The following is a 17,225-nucleotide window of genomic DNA, read 5'->3' as shown; positions in this document are numbered from 1 at the left end:
GCTGCATGGCGCCCACAGTAACGGCTGCCCCCGATCGGCGCCACACCTACCCCCGCCCCTGACATTTGTCACGGTGAGGTCGTGACGGACGTGTGGGCGTCGGTGGCCGTCCGAATCGCAGGCTGAATGCATGACATCGGCAGAACTCCGCACCTCCGCGAAGGCTGTTCCTGTCCGTGGGCACGGTGCGCAACCACCTCTCCTCGGCGATCGGCAAGACCGGCGCCAGCACCCCCGCCGAGGCCGTTCGCCTCGCGGAGTCGAACGGCTGACTGTAGGCGCTTCGCGCCCGTGCGCCTTTTTGGTTGTTGGAGCTACCAAAAGGGCGCACAGGGCCGTAGGCCCCGTTGCTTATATCGTGAGTGTGTGCTCATAATATGGGTGTACTTGTGACACCAGTCACTGCCCCGCCTCCTCGTAAGGACGCGCATATGTCAGATGTAGAAATCCTGATCAACACCGCGATCGCCGTAGCGGCGGTGGTTCTGTTGATCGTGCGTTTCAAGTTCAACCCGGTGGTGTCGCTGGTCGTCGGCTCCGCCTATCTCGGACTCACGACAGGTCTCGGCACGGCAGAGACGGTGAAGGTCATCAGCACCGGTTTCGGCGACATCATGGCCGAGGTGGGATTGCTGATCGCTTTCGGCGTCCTGATGGGCGCCATGCTGAAGGAAATGGGCGCCATCCAGCGCCTGGTCGGGACGCTGCTGCGCGTATTCGGGCCGAAACGGATGCCCTATGCGCTGTCGCTGACGATCGCGACGCTGCTGCAATCCATCTTCCTCGACGTCCTGCTGGTGATCTCGGCGCCGCTCGCCCGCAACCTCGCACCGAAGGTCGGCCGGGTCGGCACCGCACGCATGGCCACCGCCCTGGCCATCGGCCTCGAGTGCGGCATCGTGCTCATGGTTCCCGGTGTCGGGGCGCTCGCCCTCGCCGGACTTCTCGGTGTGCCCCTCGGCAAGATGCTGATCTGCGGATTAATCCTGGTGATCCCGACCGTCGCGATCTCGGTGGCGATCATGTCGTTCCTGTTCACCCGCGGTTGGTGGAACCCGGAGAAGGACGAGGAGCACTTTCACCAGACGGTCGTCGACGACGAGGAAGAGACCTGGACCGACGGCGGAAGCGGCGGCACCGCCCCGCGACCCGACGTCGGCGGGGGCGTCGCCCAGGCGCAGCGCACCGAGGCCGTCACCGCCGAGCGGACACAGCACGACCGCCCCCTGATCCTGCTCCTCGCTCCGCTGCTCGTCTCGCTCCTGCTCATCGCGACCGGCGCGATCCTGGACATCGCCGACATCAGCAACCCGGTCGTCTCGTTCGTGTCGGAACCGCTGATCGCGCTGTTGATCGGTCTGATCGGCACCAGTTTCGTCGGACGGATCACCGTCGGGCAGCATCGCGTTCAGAAGGCGATCGCCAGCGGGTTCAGCGAGAGCGGCCAGATCCTCATCCTGACCGGTGTGGGCGGGTCGCTCGCCGCGACCATCGCCGCCGCCGGACTCGGCGACATCCTCGGCCAGTACTTCACCGCCAATCACGCGGCTCCGCTGCTGATGGTCTGGGTGATCGCCGCCGTCCTCCACGTCGCCGTCGGTTCCGTGACCATCTCCGCCATCACCGCGGCAGGCGTCCTCGCACCCATCGCGCCGACCCTCGGCCTCGACCCCGTCCTCATCGCCCTCGCGGCCGGCGCCGGTTCCCTGTTCGCGGTGCACGTCACCAGCAACACGTTCTGGCTGCTGCAATCCTTGATGGGTCAGACCACACGCGGCACGCTGAAGACGTGTTCGGTGGGAGTATCAGTGGCATCGGTCGTCGCCATACTGCTCGTCCTGCCCATGAGCCTCGTTCTCTGAGCGTCACTATCAGTTAAGGATCACCATGTTCTCCGACAACACGATTCGGCCACTCGACGGAGTGCGGGTTCTCGAACTCGGCAATTACATCGCCGCCCCGACGGCGGGCCGGCTGCTCGCCGACTTCGGCGCCGAGGTCATCAAGGTGGAACGTCCGAAGACCGGCGACGAACTGCGCAACTGGCGGCTCTACTCCGGCGACACGTCGATGCTGTACCGCACGATCAACCGGAACAAGAAGTCGATCGTGCTGGACCTGCGCACGGAGGAGGGCCGGCAGCTGGTCCTGGACCTCGCCGCCGAATGCGACATCCTGCTGGAGAACTTCCGGCCCGGCACCCTGGAGAAGTGGGGCATCGGACCGGACGCGCTGAACGCGGCCAATCCGGACCTCGTGATCACCCGCATCTCGGCGTTCGGGCAGACCGGGCCGATGTCGCAGCGACCGGGGTTCGCCGCGGTCGCCGAGGCCGCCGGCGGTTTCCGTGAACTCGTCGGCGACCCGGACCGGCCCCCGGTGCGGGTGGGGGTGTCGATCGGAGATTCGATCGCCGGCCTCTACGCGGCGTTCGGGGCGGTGATGGCCCTGTTCCAGCGGGAGGCCGCGAAGGTGGCCGGAGCGCAGGGTCCGTCGCTGCCGCATCGGATCATCGACGTCGCGCTCAACGAATCGATCCTGTCGATGATGGAGTCGCTGATCCCCGATTACCTCGCGTACGGCGTCAAACGCGAACGCGTCGGCGGCCGGATGGAGGGCATCGCCCCGTCGAACGCGTACATCTGCAGCGACGGCAACAGCATCATCATCGCCGGCAACGGTGACGCCATCTTCCAGCGCTACATGGAGACCATCGGACGCCCCGACCTCGGCGCCGACCCGGACCTGTCCACCAATGCGGGACGGTGGGCGCGCCGCGACGAACTCGACGCGGCGATCGGCGAGTGGACGATTCAGTATTCGCGCGACGAGGCGCTGAAAATCCTCGACACCGCCGGAGTGCCGTCCGGTCCGATCAACACGGCCGCCGACATCTGCAGCGACGAACAGTACGCGGCCCGCAACATGATTCAGCAGTTCACCGTCGACACGGGTGAGGCCGAGCCGAAGCAGGTCGGCTTCCCCGGCATCGTCCCGGTGATCGGCGGACAGTCGCTGCCCATCCGCAACGTCGGACCGGATCTCGGTGAGCACACCCGGGAGGTCCTCGAGACACTGCTCGGCAAGACCCCGGAACAGATCGACTCCATCGTCGACAACACAGTAGGTGGCACCTCATGACGCAGACCTTCGAATCACGCACCCTGCTCCGCGACGTCACGTTGCGTGACGGACTGCAGCTGACGGGCAAGATGCTGCCCACCGCCCGGAAGCTCGAGATCGCCCGGAGACTGCTCGAACTCGGCGTCCCTGCTCTCGAGATCGGGTCGATGGCCCGCCCCGACCTGGTCCCGCCGATGGCGAACACCGTCGAGGTGATCTCGGAGCTGACCCCGGAGGAACTCGATCGCTGCTGGGTGTGGGTGGCGACGCCCCGGCACGTGGAGAAGGCCGCCGCGGCCGGCGCCCGCCATTTCCAGTACTGCTTCTCCGCCTCCGATTCGCACAACCAGGCGAACATCGGCCGCTCCACCGAGGACAGTCTCGCCGCGATGCCGGCGGCGATCGAACTCGCGCGGGAGGTCGGCGGCAGCATCCAGCTGTGTATCGCGACGTCGTTCACCTGCCCGTTCGAGGGCCGGGTGCCGGAGCAGCGGGTGATCGACATCGCCAATGATCCACGCGCCCACGGCGCCGTCGACGTCGTCGTCTGCGACACCCTCGGCCAGGCCGTCCCCGCCGAGGTCTACTCGCTCGTCTCCCGGGTCCGGCTGGAAACCCCGCAGCGCGGCATCGTCTACCACGGGCACGACACGTGGGGCCTGGGAGTCGCGAACAGCCTCGCCGCGGTCGCGGCCGGGGCGATGACCGTCGACGGCGCCCTCGGCGGACTCGGCGGGTGCCCGTTCGCGCCCGGTGCCAGCGGCAACACCGCCAGCGAGGACCTCCTGTTCGCCACCCGCCCGGACTGGCTGACCCCCGGCCTGTTCGGGTCGCTCGTCGAACTGTCCGAGAAGACGCTCGCCGAACTCGGCGAGACCAACCGGTCCAAGGCCGCGCAGGGCGCACGCTCCAATGCCGCCGCGTTCGAGTGGGTCATCGGCGGTGGCCGATGAGCGACGCCCGGTTCTACGTCACCACCCCGATCCCGGAACCCGGTCTCACCTTGCTGCGGGCGGCGGGCAGCGTCCACGTCCCCGACGAGTTGCCCGACGCCGCGCAGCTGCGGGACGCGTGCGTGTCCGGGGACTACGACGTGGTCGTCTCCCAGCTGCGCGACACCTTCGACGCCGAACTCCTGGCCGCCGCGAAGATCCGCGGCATCTCCAACTACGCGGTCGGGTTCAACAACGTCGACGTCGACGCGGCCACCGCCCAGTCGATCCTGGTCGGCAACACTCCCGGCGTGCTCACCGACGCCACCGCCGACGTCGCGATGCTGCTGATCCTCGCCACCGGCCGCCGGGCGGTGGAGGCCGACGCGTTCGTCCGGTCCGGACAGTTCACCGGCTGGGAGCCGAAACTACTCCTCGGCCAGGACATCTCGGGACGCACCCTCGGGCTCGCGGGTTTCGGCCGGATCGCGCGGGCCACCGCGCGACGGGCGCTCGCCTTCGGCATGCAGGTGCTGTTCTGCCCCCGCCCTCCCGGCGACCGGCCGGTGCCGGACGACGAGCTCGGCGAGTTCGCCGGACGCGTCACCCACACCGACTGGGACACCCTCGTCGCCACCAGCGACTACCTCTCCCTGCACGTTCCGCTGAACGAGCAGACCCGGCACCTGGTGGACGCGGACGTGCTGCGGGCGATGAAGTCGACCGCGATCCTCGTCAACACGGCGCGCGGTCCCGTCGTCGACGAAGCCGCCCTCGTCGCCGCCCTGAAATCCGGGGAGATCGCCGGCGCCGGACTGGACGTCTACGAGGACGAGCCCGCGCTCGCACCCGGGCTCGCGGAACTGCCCAACACCGTCCTGCTCCCCCACGTCGGCAGCGCCACCGTCGCCGTGCGGTCCGAGATGTCGCGGCTGTGCGCCGAGAACGCTGTGGCCATGGGGCAGAACCGGATCCCACCGTATCCGGTCAACCCGGAGGCGTGGAGGTCATGACGGGTAGCGGCCGCCCAGCGTCCGGGTGACCTGTTCGGCGCTGCCGACGAGCAGATCCACCCATTTCTCGCACTGCTCGCGCGGCATGCGCAGGGTCGGGCCGCTGATCGCCAGCGCGCCGAGCACGTCGGCAGACGAATCGAACACCGGCGCCGCCAATCCCGACGCGCTGTCTTCGCGCTCCCCCGCGGTGATGGCGTACCCGTCGGCCTTGGCCTGGTGGATCAGCTCACGCAGCACGTCGGTGTCGGTGACGGTGCCCTCGGTCATCGGCTCGATCGGGCCGGCGAGCACCTGTTCGGTGAGGTCGGGGTTCCAGGCGAGCAGCACCCGGCCCGCCGAGCCCGCGGGGAGCGGGACGATCTTCCCGACGTACATGTTCCGTCGCAGGGCGTGCTCGGTCTCGGCGATCGCCACGCACACGCGATAACCCTGCTCGACCCGGAAGAAGCTGGCGGTCTCGCCGGTGGCGTCCCTGATCTCCTTCAGCACCGGGCTGACGACCGCCAGCACGTCGAGTCCCTTCGTCGCCGTCGCAGCCCAGAACGCCATCTTCACGCCGATCCGGATCTGGTCGCCGGAGCGGTCGAGAAACTCCTGCGCCACCAGGTTGCTGACCAGCCGCTGGACCGTCGACGTCGGCAGACCCGTGGCCTGGTGGATCTCACCGAGGGTCATCGACGGCCGTGCCAGGCTGAAGGCGTCGAGGATCTCCGTGATCTTGCTCAGCACCAGCAACGGTTGGTGCTTGGAAGTCAATTCGCCGTCGTCCGCTCGCATACCCCCGACGATAGTCGCCCCCACCAGCACGTGAGTGCCAACGGGCGGCGCAATACACGGAATACATCGGCACTCACCTGGGCGACATCGACTGTCGCCACACGAGCCGGATTGTGGTAGTTATTGAAGATGCTCGAATTCGACTCGACGAAAGGCGCATGAGCGCCCACCGAGATCGCTCTCCGACACGACGGTTCGGGGAATTCACCCGCGCGTTCTACGCGCTTCACACCGCACCCCGGCGGTGCCGCGGCCCATCTCCGCCATTTGCGACGCCCGACAACGACTTCGAGAAAGGAGATTCCCATGAAGTTGGCTGAGGCCCTGGCCGAGCGCGGCGATCTGACACGCCGGGTGGAGCACCTGAAGTCGCGCATCCTCACGAATGCGCGGCACCAGGAAGGCGAGTCGCCGGCGGAAGACGCGGCGTCGCTACTCCTCGAACTCGAGGAGGTCCTGGACCGCTTGGAGGTCCTCATCCGAAGGATCAATCGGACGAATACCTCTGCACCCCTGGGCGATGCGAGCATTACCGACGCGCTGGCCCGCCGGGACATGCTGCGGGTCCGGCACCGGGTCGTCTCCGCCGCGGCGGATGCCGCGGCGGGCCGCGAGCAGGACCGATACGGCCGGCAGCTCCGCTCCGAGCTCGTCTTCGTCGCGGCGTTGCCCGTCCGGGATCTGCGACGGCGGGCCGACGAGCTCGCCCGGCAGATCCGGGAGATCGATCTGCAAGTGCAGAAGGAGAATTGGGACGTCGAGTTGCTCGACTGACGTCCGCTGGGTAGTCGGTACCCGTTCCGGAGGCGAGCACGGACCGCGGTCGGCGGTAATCCGGCCACTTCTCCTGCGCGGAGGGCAGCGCACCCCGGGCACACACCCGTTCACAGTGCAGCCCCGCACACCGCACAGGTGACGGTGCACGGCGCACAGCTCATCACCGGGTGCTGATCCGGAACGGCGAGGGCGGGTAAGGGGCCTACCCGGACACGTGAGTGGCAAAGCGTGCGGGAGCACACTTTGCCACTCACCTGGGGTGTCAGCCGACTACGAGGTCCAACTCGTCGTCGGACACTCCGACCGCGACGCTGCCACCCTCGACGAGGACGTCGTCGAGCAGCAGATCGGCGATCCGATCGTCGACGGCCCGCTGGATCGACCGGCGCAGCGGGCGCGCCCCGAACTCGGGCTGGTGTCCGTGCTCGGCGATCCAGTCGACCGCGGCGTCGCTGAACGAGATCTCGATGCCCTTGGACTGCAGCCGCTTCCGGCTGTCGTCCAGCAACAGGTCGGTGATCCGGTGCAACTGATCGGCGTCGAGCTTGCGGAAGATCACGATCTCGTCGATGCGGTTCAGGAATTCCGGGCGCATCGACTCCCGCAGCCTGCCCATCACCCGGTCCCGCAGCGGCTTCTCCGAAGCCTCCGCGTCACCGGTGCTGAAGCCCAGCGCACCCGACTTGCTGGAGATGATGTCGGACCCCAGGTTGCTGGTCATGATCAGGACCGCGTTCTTGAAATCCACCGTCCGACCCTGACCGTCCGTGAGCCGGCCGTCGTCGAGCACCTGCAGCAGCGTGTTGAACACGTCGGGGTGCGCCTTCTCGATCTCGTCGAGGAGGATCACCGAATACGGGTTGCGGCGAACCTGCTCGGTGAGCTGTCCCGCCTCCCCGTATCCGACGTAACCGGGAGGGGCCCCGACGAGCCGACTGACGGTGTGACGCTCTCCGAACTCGCTCATGTCGAGCCGCAGCATCTTGTTCTCGTCACCGAACAGCGTGGCGGCCAGCGCCTTCGCCAACTCGGTCTTCCCGACGCCGGTCGGTCCGAGGAACAGGAAGCTGCCCACGGGACGGTCCGGATCGTTCATGCCTGTGCGGCTGCGACGCACCGCCCGGGCGATGGCCCGCACGGCGTCGTCCTGACCGACCACGCGACGATGCAGTTCGTCCTCGAGCCGGCGGAGTCGTTCCTTCTCCTCCTCGGTCATCTGGCTGGCCGGAATGCCGGTGGCCCGCGACACGACCTCGGCGATGTGCTCGGCGGTCACCTCGGGTGCGGAATCGGACGCGTCCGCTTTGCCGTCGATCCGGGCCTGGACGCCCACGATCTGGTCGCGCAGCGCCGACGCCTTCTCGTACTCCTCGTCCGCGACGGCCTGGTCCTTGGCCTTCTCGAGTTCCGCGAGTGTCGCCCGCAGTGCCTCGACGTCGACGCTCGGCATCCGCAGCCGCAACCGGGCGCCGGCCTGATCGATCAGGTCGATCGCCTTGTCCGGCAGAAAACGGTCGCCGATGTATCGGGCCGACAGTTCGACTGCAGCGGAGATCGCCTCGTCGGTGTAGCGGACACCGTGGTGCTCCTCGTACCGATCGCGCAGACCGGACAGGATCGCCACCGCATCCGGGACACTCGGTTCCGCGACGGTCACCGGCTGGAAGCGGCGTTCGAGCGCCGGATCCTTCTCGATGTGCTTGCGGTATTCGTCGAGCGTGGTGGCGCCCACGATATGAAGCTCACCGCGGGCGAGTTTCGGCTTGAGGATGTTGCCCGCGTCCATGGCGCCGTCCGCTCCCGCTCCGGCACCGGCGATGGAGTGGACCTCGTCGATGAAGACGATCAGCTCGTCCTTGTGAGCGGAGATCTCGTCGATCACCTTGTTGAGGCGTTCCTCGAAGTCACCGCGGTACCGCGTGCCCGACACCATGCTGGGCAGGTCGAGCTGGACGATGCGCTTGCCCATCAGGCGGTCGGGAACGTCGCCGTCGACGATGCGCTGGGCCAGGCCCTCGACGATCGCCGTCTTGCCGACGCCGGCCTCACCGACGAGAACGGGGTTGTTCTTGGTGCGGCGCGACAGGATCTCGATGGTCTGCTCGATCTCGTCGGCACGCCCGATCACCGGATCGACTCCACCGCCGCGTGCGCGTTCGGTGAGGTCGAAGCCGTATTTGTCGAGTGTGGGGGTCTCGGAGTCCGCGGACTCCTCCACCGACCCACCCTGCACCGCGGTCTGCAGGCGTTCCGGGGTGATGCCCTCGGACGCGAGCAGGCGTCCGGCGGCGTGGTCCTGATCCGCGGCGAGCGCCAGGAAGAGGTGCTCCGGATCGATGTACGTGGAACCGAGAGCGCGCGCAAGCTGGTGCGCCTCGAGCAGCGCCGTCTTCAGCGCGCCGCTCAGTGCGGGCGTTGCAAAGCCTGACGTGTCGCGGCTCTGGGGCAGACGCAGTTCGACGGCATCGGCGACGGCCGACGGGTCGGCGCCTGCGCGTTGCATCAGGGTTTTGACGGGGTCGTGTTCTGCCATGACGCGCAGAACATGGAGTGCATCGAGGTCCGAATCGCCGCGACCTGCGGCGAAACGTGCAGCAGCCGCCATGAGCTCCTGGGTGGAGCGACTCATGAGCCGACTGATGTCGATGCGACCTGGGCCCTCCGGCCCGAAGAATGCTGGCATTCCTCAGCCTCCTACTAGTTGAGCGTTATTGACTCAACTAACGTGCCATCCCTCCGATCAATTCCCGATGCCGCCAGATGTGAGCGCGGTCACAGAAGGCGCTTCGCGCTCGTGCGCCTTTCTGGTTGTCCCCGCTACCAGAAGGGCGCACGGGCGCGGAGCGCCTACCACGGCACGATCTGCATCGGCAGTTCGTCCTCGTCGAACACGCGGCCCATGCGTTTGCGGACGCCGAGGACCAGACACCGGTCGAGGATGCTGACCGCGGGCAGCTTCTGCTCCACGACGGCTTCGAGGCCTTCGACGTCGGACAGCTCGCGCAGCCACACGGACACGAGGAGGTTGGCGGGCCCGGCCACCGACAACACCGTCCGGACCGCGGGCAGCCCACTGAGGTTGGCGCCGACCCGAACCATCTGGGCGGCGGGGACGCGCAGGAAGTACCACGCGCAGACCGGATACCCCGAGGCCCAGCGCGGCATGTCCGTGCGGAGTTCCAGCGCTCCGGAAGCGAGTGTCGCACTGAGACGTTCGCGTCCACGCCGGGTGGACGTTCCCAGCGCCTCCGCGACCGTCCGCGTGGTCGCGCGACCGTCGCGGGACAGGATGGAGACGATGTCGCGCTCGGCGACGGGCGGACGAGTGAACATCGCGGAGAGCCGGGCGGCGTCGCGGTGCCGGGCGGCGTCGATCGCGTTCGCCTCCTCGGCGTCGAGGGCACGCAGGCGCCACTGTGAGGCCCCGGAGATCGCGGTGACGATCGGGTGCGTGCGGACGGTGCGGACGTCGGGGATGCCCGGAATCCGGGACACGACATACCGGTTGAACGCGGTCGGGTTCTGACAGCCGACGGTGAGGATCAGGTCGCGCCCGCCCGAGGCGACGTCGATCGACATGCACTCCCTGTCCTGGGACATCTCGGCGATCACGGCGTCGATCGACCCCGCGACGCACTCGACCTCGACGATCGCGCCGCGGGCCGTCTCGAACATCGGCGGCTGGGCCGTCACCCAGGCCATCCCCCGTTCGGTAAGTCCGGACCATCGCCGCGCGAGGGTGACCGGGTCGGCGTCGAGGATCGGGCCGAGTTGCGACCACGGCGCCCGCGGCCACACCTGCAGAGCGTGAATAAGCCGAAGTTCGTCGTCCGTGGGCGTCTTTTCCTGCATAACGGTGGCTCCTCACGTACAGAATCTGCGCATTTACACCGCAGAAACTCACTCACCCGACACTCGGACGCATCGATTCGGTCGTTTCGCTCATATTGTCATGTCGCCGTTTCCGGCGACCCGCCACCTTGGAGGTCATACATGGGAGCACTCCGATTTCCCATTCCCACCGGGTCCGGTCCCGACCGGCGCCTCGGCGCCGCGGCCGGTTTCGTCGGATTCCTTTTCGCGATGGAACTGTCCAGCGGATTCCTCCAGGCCTGGTTCAGCCCGGTTCTCTCGGCGATCGGCGAGAAGTACTCGGTCGGACCCGCCGACCTGAACTGGGTGCAGACGAGTTACCTGCTCGCGACCGCGGTTCTCGTGCCTGTGCTCGCCAAGATGGGCGACCGGTACGGGCACAAGAGGATGCTCGTCGTCGCGACCGCGATGGTCACGGCCGGCAGCGTCGTGTCGGCGCTCGCCCCGACGTTCGGCGTCTTCATTCTGGGCCGGGCGATCACCGGCGCACTGGCGGCGTTCCTCCCGCTCGAATTCGCGATCGTGCGTGAACGTGCCGGAGAGCAGTCGGGGAAGGCGATCGGATTACTCGTCGGCGGGCTCACCCTCGGCGCCAGCGTCGGCGTCGTCCTGTCCGGGATCCTCGCGTCGTTCCTGAATCTCACTGTGCTGCTTCTCGTTCCGGCGGCGCTCATGGCGCTCGCGCTCGTGGTGGTGATCTTCTTCGTGCCGGAGACGACGGCCCGGACCACCGGCCGTCTCGACTGGGCCGGCGCGATCCTCCTCGGTGCGGGGCTGGCGTCCGCGTTGTTCGCGATCAGCACGGGCAACAGGTTCGGGTGGTCGTCGGGGCCGGTGCTGGGCGGGCTCCTGCTCGGCGGTGCGCTGCTCGCCCTCTGGGTGGTTGTCGAGCGGCGGGTGGCCTCGCCGCTGGTCGATTTCGCGATGCTCTCCGGCCGCGCGGGCGTCGGCCTCCCGATCCTGCTCGCGGCCCTGTTCGGTGCCCAGCTGTTCGGTAGCCAGACTCCGATCGCTCTCTTCGTCGGCACCGACCCGGCCACCGCCGGATTCGGGCTCGGCCTGACGTCTTCGATGATCGGGCTGGTCCTCGTGTTCGCGTCGATCGCGGCCTTCGGCGGCACATTCGTCGGGCCGCGGCTCGGCGCACGGGTCGGCGACGTCACGGCTGTCATCGTCGGCGCACTCACCGCAGCACTGGGTTACGCCCTGCTCACCGTGCTCCACTCGGACACCGTCAGCGTGCTCGCGTGGCTCGTGGTGTCCGGTCTCGGCAACGGCATCATCATCGCCGCGCTCCCCAACGTGGTCGTGGCGCGGGCGCCGCGGGACTCGGTCGGCATCGCGTCGGGCCTCTACAACAGTGCCCGCACGGTGGCCGGCGCCATCGCCGGTGCCAGCTTCACCGCGGTGATGTCCGGCTTCACGGCGACGCTCGACGGCGGGTCGGTGATCACGAGTGAGGCGGGATACCAAGCGGTGTGGGTGATCTGCGGGATCCTCTCGCTCGCCGTCGCCGGCCTCGCGGTGGTGACGCGCGGCCGGGCCGCCGACCGCGCAGCGCCCACCGTCCCTGCCGTGGCCGCCGAAGCGTAGTTCACAACCCCTGGAGAAAAGGAAAGTTCATGACCGACATTGCATCGACCGGCGACATCGACGTCCCCGGCGGCCCGCTCGGGGCAGCGGAGGAGTTGAAGCGACGCGTCGAGGACACCGTCCTCGAGTGGCGGAACCGACTCGTCGCCGCGAGCCACGATCTGCACGCCCACCCGGAACTCGCGTTCGAGGAACACCGCTCGGCGGCGCTCGTCGCGGACCTGCTCCGCGACGCCGGGTTCGCGGTGACGGTGGGTGTCTGGGGCCAGGACACCGCCCTGGAGGCCGTGTACGGCAGCGGTGAGCTGACGGTCGTGGTGTGCGCCGAATACGACGCCCTCCCCGGCATCGGACACGCGTGCGGTCACAACATCATCGCGACCGCCGGCGCCGGGGCGGCGATCGCGCTGTCCCGGGTGGCGGACGACCTCGGCATCCGGGTCAAGCTGCTCGGAACCCCCGCCGAGGAGAAGGGTGCGGGCAAGGCCCACATGCTCGAGGCGGGCGCCTGGGAGGACGCGACGGTGTCGTTGATGGTCCACCCCGGCCCCGGCGTGGTCGTGCCCACTGCGGGCAGCACGTCGCAGTCGCGCGACCGGTTCCGGGTCGAGTTCACCGGCCGGGCATCGCACGCGGCGGCCGCACCGACCGTGGGCATCAATGCCGGCGACGCGGCGACGGTGATGCAGGTGTCGGTGGGACTGCTGCGGCAGCATCTACCCGACACCGTGCGCGTCAGCGCCGTCACCCTGTCCGGCGGCGACGTCTCGAACATCATCCCGGCGTCGGCGGTCGTGGAGGCGGAGGTGCGATCGTTCGACCTCGCGGAGACCGCCGACCTGAAGAAGAAGGTGCTGGCCTGCATCGACGGCGCCGCCACGGCCACCGGCTGCACGTACGCGGTCACCCCGGTGGACCCGATCTACGAACCCCTCGTCCAGCACCCGTTCCTCGCCGACCGCTTCGACGCCGCACTCGAGCATCGGGGCCGGGTGATGCCACCCCGAGGCGGCACCGCACTCGGCGGCGGATCGACCGACATGGGAAACGTCTCCCAGGCGGTCCCGTCGATCCACCCGATGATCGGGGTGATGGGGTCGACGGCCGCGCCGCACACGGCGGCCTTCGCGGCGGACGCCGCCTCGCCGGCCGCCGACGACGCCCTCGTCGACGGGGCCTATGCCCTGGCCGCGGCGATCGTCGACCTCGCCACCGACGACGCGGCGCGAGCCGCCGTCCTCGAACAGCAGCGCACACGAGCGCCCGGTGCCACACGCCGGCCGGCGTACGCGTAGGCCGATCCCGCATTTACTCGACCGTGAGGGTCCGGGACTCGAGTCCCGGACCCTCACGTCGGCAGGTTCGCCGCAAGCAGCGGGCGGTCGTCGCCGGGAGCGCTGACACCGAGCATCGTCGCGTCCGACATCGGGAGCCCCACCGCGAGTTGCATCGACATCTTCCGGTCTCCGCCTGCGATGAAACTTCCCGCGTTCATGCGACTGCCGTCGGGCCGCTGCAACCAGACGTTGTACCGCTCCCCCTGCGGGAGCCCGGTGACGTCGAGGCTGATTCCCGTTCCCCAGGCACGGTTCTCGACCTCGGCGGAGGCCACCACCCCGGCGGAATTGACGGTGAACGACACCTGCTGCCCGGGATTGCCGGCCGGGACGAGGCCGCGGAGGAAGAACCCTCCGGTGAGCAGCCCGAGGGCGACCACGGCGGCCCCGGCCAGTGCCGCGGCCCGGCGGTATCGCCGCCGGCCGCGCTCGCGGTCGATGCCCGCGAAGATCGTGTCGGGCAACGTCGGCGGCGGTGTGGGCGCCGGTTCGCCGAGACGATCCGGGTCGGCCTGGCCCAGCGCCGCGGCCACCGGGGTCAGCTCGCTCAGCTCGGCACGGCAGACGCGGCACCCGTCCAGGTGGGCGAGCAGCGCGGCGGTCTCCGTGTCGCCGAGACGCCCGAGCACGTACATCCCCAGCAAGGTGCGCATCTGCTGGCAGCGATCACTGGTCATGGTGCCACCCCATTTCTTCCAGTACGAGACCGAGTGCCTTGAGCCCGTAGTACACGCGGCTGCGCACCGTGCCCACCGGGATTCCGAGTTGCGCCGCCACCTCGGCGGTGGACCGGTCGCGCAGATGAACCTCGACGAGTACGACGCGGTGCTGCTCCGACAGCCGCTGGAGCGCCTCCTCCACCTGCAGCCCCACCAGTAGTTGTTCGAGGGGCCGCTCGTCGACGGGTAGGTCCGGTAAATCGGAGCCGACCACCTGCGGCCGGGACGCCCGGGCCCGGGACGCGTCGATCACCACATTGCGGCAGATCGCGTACAACCAGGTGCGCAGCGTGGATCGCTCTGGGTCGTACCGGTCGGCGCCTCGCCAGGCACGGAGAAACGTCTCCTGCACCGCTTCTTCGGCGCGGCCCCGGTCGCCGAGTGAGCGGTAGGCGAGGGCGAACAGTTCCCCGCCGTGGTCGTCGTACGCGGCCCGCAGCACCGTGTCGTCGTCCAAGTCGCCCGCGGACCTGTCCGCACCTCTGCGCGCCATGCGTAGCCGCACGACCTCACCTCCTCACACGCCGGTCACAGCGTCGGCCGCCCGACGCTACCGGGGAATACGGACGGGAGCGCCGCCGCGTTCACCGCCGATTCTGTCACCGGCCACGATGCGGGAACCGCTGCCGCGAGTGAACGCGAGGCACCGATGCGTCGTACTCCCCTCTGCCGACCGTTCACGGTCGGCACGCACAGAATTGGCAACAACGGACGGAGATCTCCGAAGATGACGAAGAAAGCGATCCTCGCGGTGGCAGGCGCCGGTACCGCGATCATGCTGATGACCGGGTGCGGAACCCACTCGGAAGCACCGACGGCGGCACCCCCGTCCCCGAACCCGCTGTCCCCACCCCAGCCCACCGGGAACGGGTCCGCGGCCGACTACGAGCTGGCCGTTCGCGAGACCCCGATCGGAACGGTGCTCACCAATGGAGACGGTTTCACGCTGTACCTCTTCGACGAAGACACCTCCACCACCATCGGATGCACCGGGCCGTGCGCCGACATCTGGCCTCCGGCGCTGGGGACACCCTCCGCAGGCGCCCCGCTCCCCGGCAGTGTGGGCACCACGACGCGGCCGGACGGCGCCGAGCAGGCGACCTATGACGGTCACCCCCTGTACCGGTTCGCGAAGGACACTGCGCCCGGTCAGACCAGCGGCGACGGAGTCAAGGGCACCTGGCACGTGGTGAAGGTCGACACCGCCCATGGGTGACGACGCAGAACGATCGGCGCTCGGTCGCCGCAGCGTCCTGATCGGTCTCGCCGCGGTCGGCGCGATCGCCGCAGTGGATGTTGCCGGGTTCCTCGGCGCCGGCCGCGCGCTGACCTCCGACGCCCTCACACCCTCCCGCTTCACGGACGGTTTCGAGGACGTCTACGGCCGTCACGACGGGTTCCGGCGCAACCACGCGAAAGGAATCGCCGCCACCGGATACTTCACGGCGACCGGGGCAGGGTCGGCGATTTCCACGGCGAGCGTCTTCCGGCCCGGCCGGGTTCCCGTCACCGGCCGGTTCTCCCTGTCGGGCGGACTGCCACACTGCGCCGACACGAGCGACACCGTCCGCGGCCTCGGATTGCGCTTCGACCTGCCGAAGGGTGAACAGTGGCGCACCGCCATGGTCGACATCCCGGTGTTCCCCGACCGAACACCCGACGGCTTCTACGAACGACTGCTCGCCTCCAAGAAGGATCCGGCCACCGGCAAACCCGACCCGGACAAGATGAGCGCGTTCCTCGCCCACCACCCGGAGACCGCCGCGGCGATGGACGTCATTCGCCGACGCCCCCACGCCGCGGGGTTCGAGGACAGTACCTTCCACGGCCTCAACGCTTTCCACTGCACCGACGGCACCGGTGCAGTGGTCGCGGTGCGGTGGACGCTGATGCCCCTGCAGACCATCCGGCGCTCCGAACCCGCGCAGGCTCCGAACTATCTGTTCGACGCGCTCGCCGACACGATCGGGTCGGGCCCGCTGCACTGGCGGATGCTGCTCACGATCGGGCAGCCGGAAGACCCCACCGACGACGCCACCACGCCGTGGCCGGAGAGCCGGGACACCCTCGACGTCGGCACCCTGACCCTCGATGCACTCCAGACGGAAGGCCCGCGCACCGCCCGGGACATCACGTTCGACCCACTCGTCCTCCCCGAAGGCATTGCGCCATCCGATGATCCACTACTCAGCGCGCGGTCCGCGGTATACACCGAATCCTTCACCCGCCGATCCGGCGAAGCGAAACAGCCCGGTGCCATCGACGCGGCGGAGGTGCCCGATGAACGCTGACCCGACCACCCCTCCGCGGTTCGCGCTCACCTCACGGTTGCTGCACTGGGGCATGGCGGTAATGGTCGTCGCCCAACTGTTCCTCGGCGTCGCCATGGTGGCCTCACTCGACGCCTACCATCTGTTGCGGACCGTGCACATGCCGCTCGGCTTCGCGATCCTCGTTCTCGTCGTCGTCCGGATCGGGAACCGACTCCGCCACCCGCCGCCGCCGTTCCCCACCACCATGCGACCGCTCGAACGTCGCGTGGCGACGGCATCGGAATACCTGCTCTACGCGCTGCTGGTGATCCAGCCGCTCACCGGATGGGCCATGCTGTCCGCAGGCGGATATCCGATCGCCCCCTACGGGCCGCTCCACCTCCCCGGGATCGCCCCCCACGATCCCGGCCTGTACGCCCTGCTCCGACAGTCCCACACCGCTCTCGCCTACCTGTTGTTCGCAGCCTTCACCGCCCACATGTGTGCGGTCGTCTTCCACACCCTGGCCCTGCGCGACCGAACACTCGACCGGATGGCGTTGTGGCGCGGGCGACGCGAACGTGACGACAGGATCAGAGTGGAGTGAGGTCGCGGAAGACGTGCAATGTCGGTCGGTGCGCGGGCCTGCGTACACCTCCGGACCAGCTTGACCATGCGGTGGCCGTCAAAGTTCTCATCGGCGATATCGACGAGGAGAACCGGGTGGTGTCGGCAAGACCCGGCTGGCGCACCGGGCGGCGACCAACACCCAGCGCGTCTTCGCCGACGGAGTTCGGCTGGTGCAATTGGGCGAACTGCATGACGG

At 68.7% G+C, this 17,225-nt stretch carries 15 protein-coding genes and 1 pseudogene; 11 read left to right on the top strand and 5 right to left on the bottom strand.

The features are described from left to right. Positions 1-161: 161 nt before the first annotated feature. The 5 genes and pseudogenes from H0B43_RS41770 to H0B43_RS24640 form a co-directional block, all read left to right on the top strand. A pseudogene (locus tag H0B43_RS41770) lies at positions 162-272 on the top strand (DNA-binding response regulator); the annotation flags it as partial. A 159-nt stretch (positions 273-431) separates the two neighbouring features. Beyond that, positions 432-1,862, top strand: coding sequence for a GntP family permease (locus H0B43_RS24655; protein WP_185725549.1), 1,431 nt, complete (start codon positions 432-434; stop codon positions 1,860-1,862). 25 nt (positions 1,863-1,887) lie between these two features. After that, positions 1,888-3,141, top strand: a complete 1,254-nt coding sequence (locus tag H0B43_RS24650; protein WP_185725550.1) for a CaiB/BaiF CoA-transferase family protein — start codon at positions 1,888-1,890, stop codon at positions 3,139-3,141. Further along, on the top strand, positions 3,138-4,076 hold the full coding sequence (locus H0B43_RS24645; protein ID WP_185725551.1) for a hydroxymethylglutaryl-CoA lyase: 939 nt from the start codon (positions 3,138-3,140) through the stop codon (positions 4,074-4,076). The genes H0B43_RS24650 and H0B43_RS24645 overlap by 4 nt, the downstream gene beginning before the upstream one ends. After that, on the top strand, positions 4,073-5,068 hold the full coding sequence (locus tag H0B43_RS24640) for a D-glycerate dehydrogenase (protein ID WP_185725552.1): 996 nt from the start codon (positions 4,073-4,075) through the stop codon (positions 5,066-5,068). Before H0B43_RS24645 ends, H0B43_RS24640 begins: the two co-directional genes overlap by 4 nt. On the opposite strand, the gene H0B43_RS24635 is transcribed toward H0B43_RS24640, so the two are convergent. Then, on the bottom strand, positions 5,063-5,848 hold the full coding sequence (locus tag H0B43_RS24635) for an IclR family transcriptional regulator (RefSeq protein WP_185725553.1): 786 nt from the start codon (positions 5,846-5,848) through the stop codon (positions 5,063-5,065). The genes H0B43_RS24640 and H0B43_RS24635 overlap by 6 nt on opposite strands. 306 nt (positions 5,849-6,154) lie before the next feature. Here H0B43_RS24635 and H0B43_RS24630 point away from each other — a divergent pair, with 306 nt between their 5' ends. Then, complete coding sequence (locus H0B43_RS24630; protein ID WP_185725554.1) at positions 6,155-6,622, top strand: DIP1984 family protein; 468 nt, start codon at positions 6,155-6,157, stop codon at positions 6,620-6,622. A gap of 265 nt (positions 6,623-6,887) precedes the next feature. Here H0B43_RS24630 and H0B43_RS24625 read toward each other — a convergent pair whose 3' ends face one another. Next, entirely contained in the window at positions 6,888-9,308 is a 2,421-nt protein-coding gene (locus tag H0B43_RS24625) for an ATP-dependent Clp protease ATP-binding subunit (RefSeq protein ID WP_185725555.1), read from the bottom strand. Positions 9,309-9,472: 164 nt separating this feature from the next. Next, complete coding sequence (locus H0B43_RS24620; protein ID WP_185725556.1) at positions 9,473-10,477, bottom strand: Lrp/AsnC family transcriptional regulator; 1,005 nt, start codon at positions 10,475-10,477, stop codon at positions 9,473-9,475. Positions 10,478-10,618: 141 nt separating this feature from the next. Here H0B43_RS24620 and H0B43_RS24615 point away from each other — a divergent pair, with 141 nt between their 5' ends. Both H0B43_RS24615 and H0B43_RS24610 read left to right on the top strand, forming a co-directional pair. After that, positions 10,619-12,091 carry an MFS transporter gene (locus H0B43_RS24615; RefSeq protein ID WP_185725557.1) on the top strand — a complete coding sequence of 491 codons (1,473 nt, stop codon included), beginning with the start codon at positions 10,619-10,621 and terminating at the stop codon, positions 12,089-12,091. Positions 12,092-12,120: 29 nt separating this feature from the next. Continuing rightward, a complete protein-coding gene (locus tag H0B43_RS24610) occupies positions 12,121-13,386 on the top strand; it encodes an amidohydrolase (RefSeq protein WP_185725558.1) in 1,266 nt (421 codons plus the stop codon). 53 nt (positions 13,387-13,439) lie between these two features. On the opposite strand, the gene H0B43_RS24605 is transcribed toward H0B43_RS24610, so the two are convergent. Both H0B43_RS24605 and H0B43_RS24600 read right to left on the bottom strand, forming a co-directional pair. Beyond that, entirely contained in the window at positions 13,440-14,105 is a 666-nt protein-coding gene (locus H0B43_RS24605; RefSeq protein ID WP_252189713.1) for an anti-sigma factor, read from the bottom strand. Next, positions 14,095-14,640: a sigma-70 family RNA polymerase sigma factor gene (locus tag H0B43_RS24600; protein ID WP_185725559.1), complete on the bottom strand. Its 546-nt coding sequence runs from the start codon at positions 14,638-14,640 to the stop codon at positions 14,095-14,097. Before H0B43_RS24600 ends, H0B43_RS24605 begins: the two co-directional genes overlap by 11 nt. A gap of 234 nt (positions 14,641-14,874) precedes the next feature. Between H0B43_RS24600 and H0B43_RS24595 the strand changes: the two genes are divergently transcribed. Genes H0B43_RS24595 through H0B43_RS24585 form a run of 3 tightly spaced genes read left to right on the top strand, consistent with a single transcriptional unit; the run spans position 14,875 to position 17,006 of the window. Next, the gene (locus H0B43_RS24595) at positions 14,875-15,363 is read left to right on the top strand and encodes a hypothetical protein (RefSeq protein ID WP_185725560.1); all 489 of its coding nucleotides are present in this window, start codon (positions 14,875-14,877) and stop codon (positions 15,361-15,363) included. Continuing rightward, complete coding sequence (locus tag H0B43_RS24590; RefSeq protein WP_185725561.1) at positions 15,356-16,438, top strand: catalase family peroxidase; 1,083 nt, start codon at positions 15,356-15,358, stop codon at positions 16,436-16,438. Before H0B43_RS24595 ends, H0B43_RS24590 begins: the two co-directional genes overlap by 8 nt. Continuing rightward, a complete protein-coding gene (locus H0B43_RS24585) occupies positions 16,428-17,006 on the top strand; it encodes a cytochrome b (protein WP_185725562.1) in 579 nt (192 codons plus the stop codon). The genes H0B43_RS24590 and H0B43_RS24585 overlap by 11 nt, the downstream gene beginning before the upstream one ends. The last annotated feature ends 219 nt before the right edge of the window (positions 17,007-17,225 follow it).

Source organism: Rhodococcus sp. 4CII (assembly GCF_014256275.1).
Taxonomy (GTDB): Bacteria; Actinomycetota; Actinomycetes; order Mycobacteriales; family Mycobacteriaceae; genus Rhodococcus_F; species Rhodococcus_F wratislaviensis_A.
The sequence above is the reverse complement of the archived record's forward strand: the minus strand, read 5'-3'. Positions and strand labels throughout refer to the sequence as shown.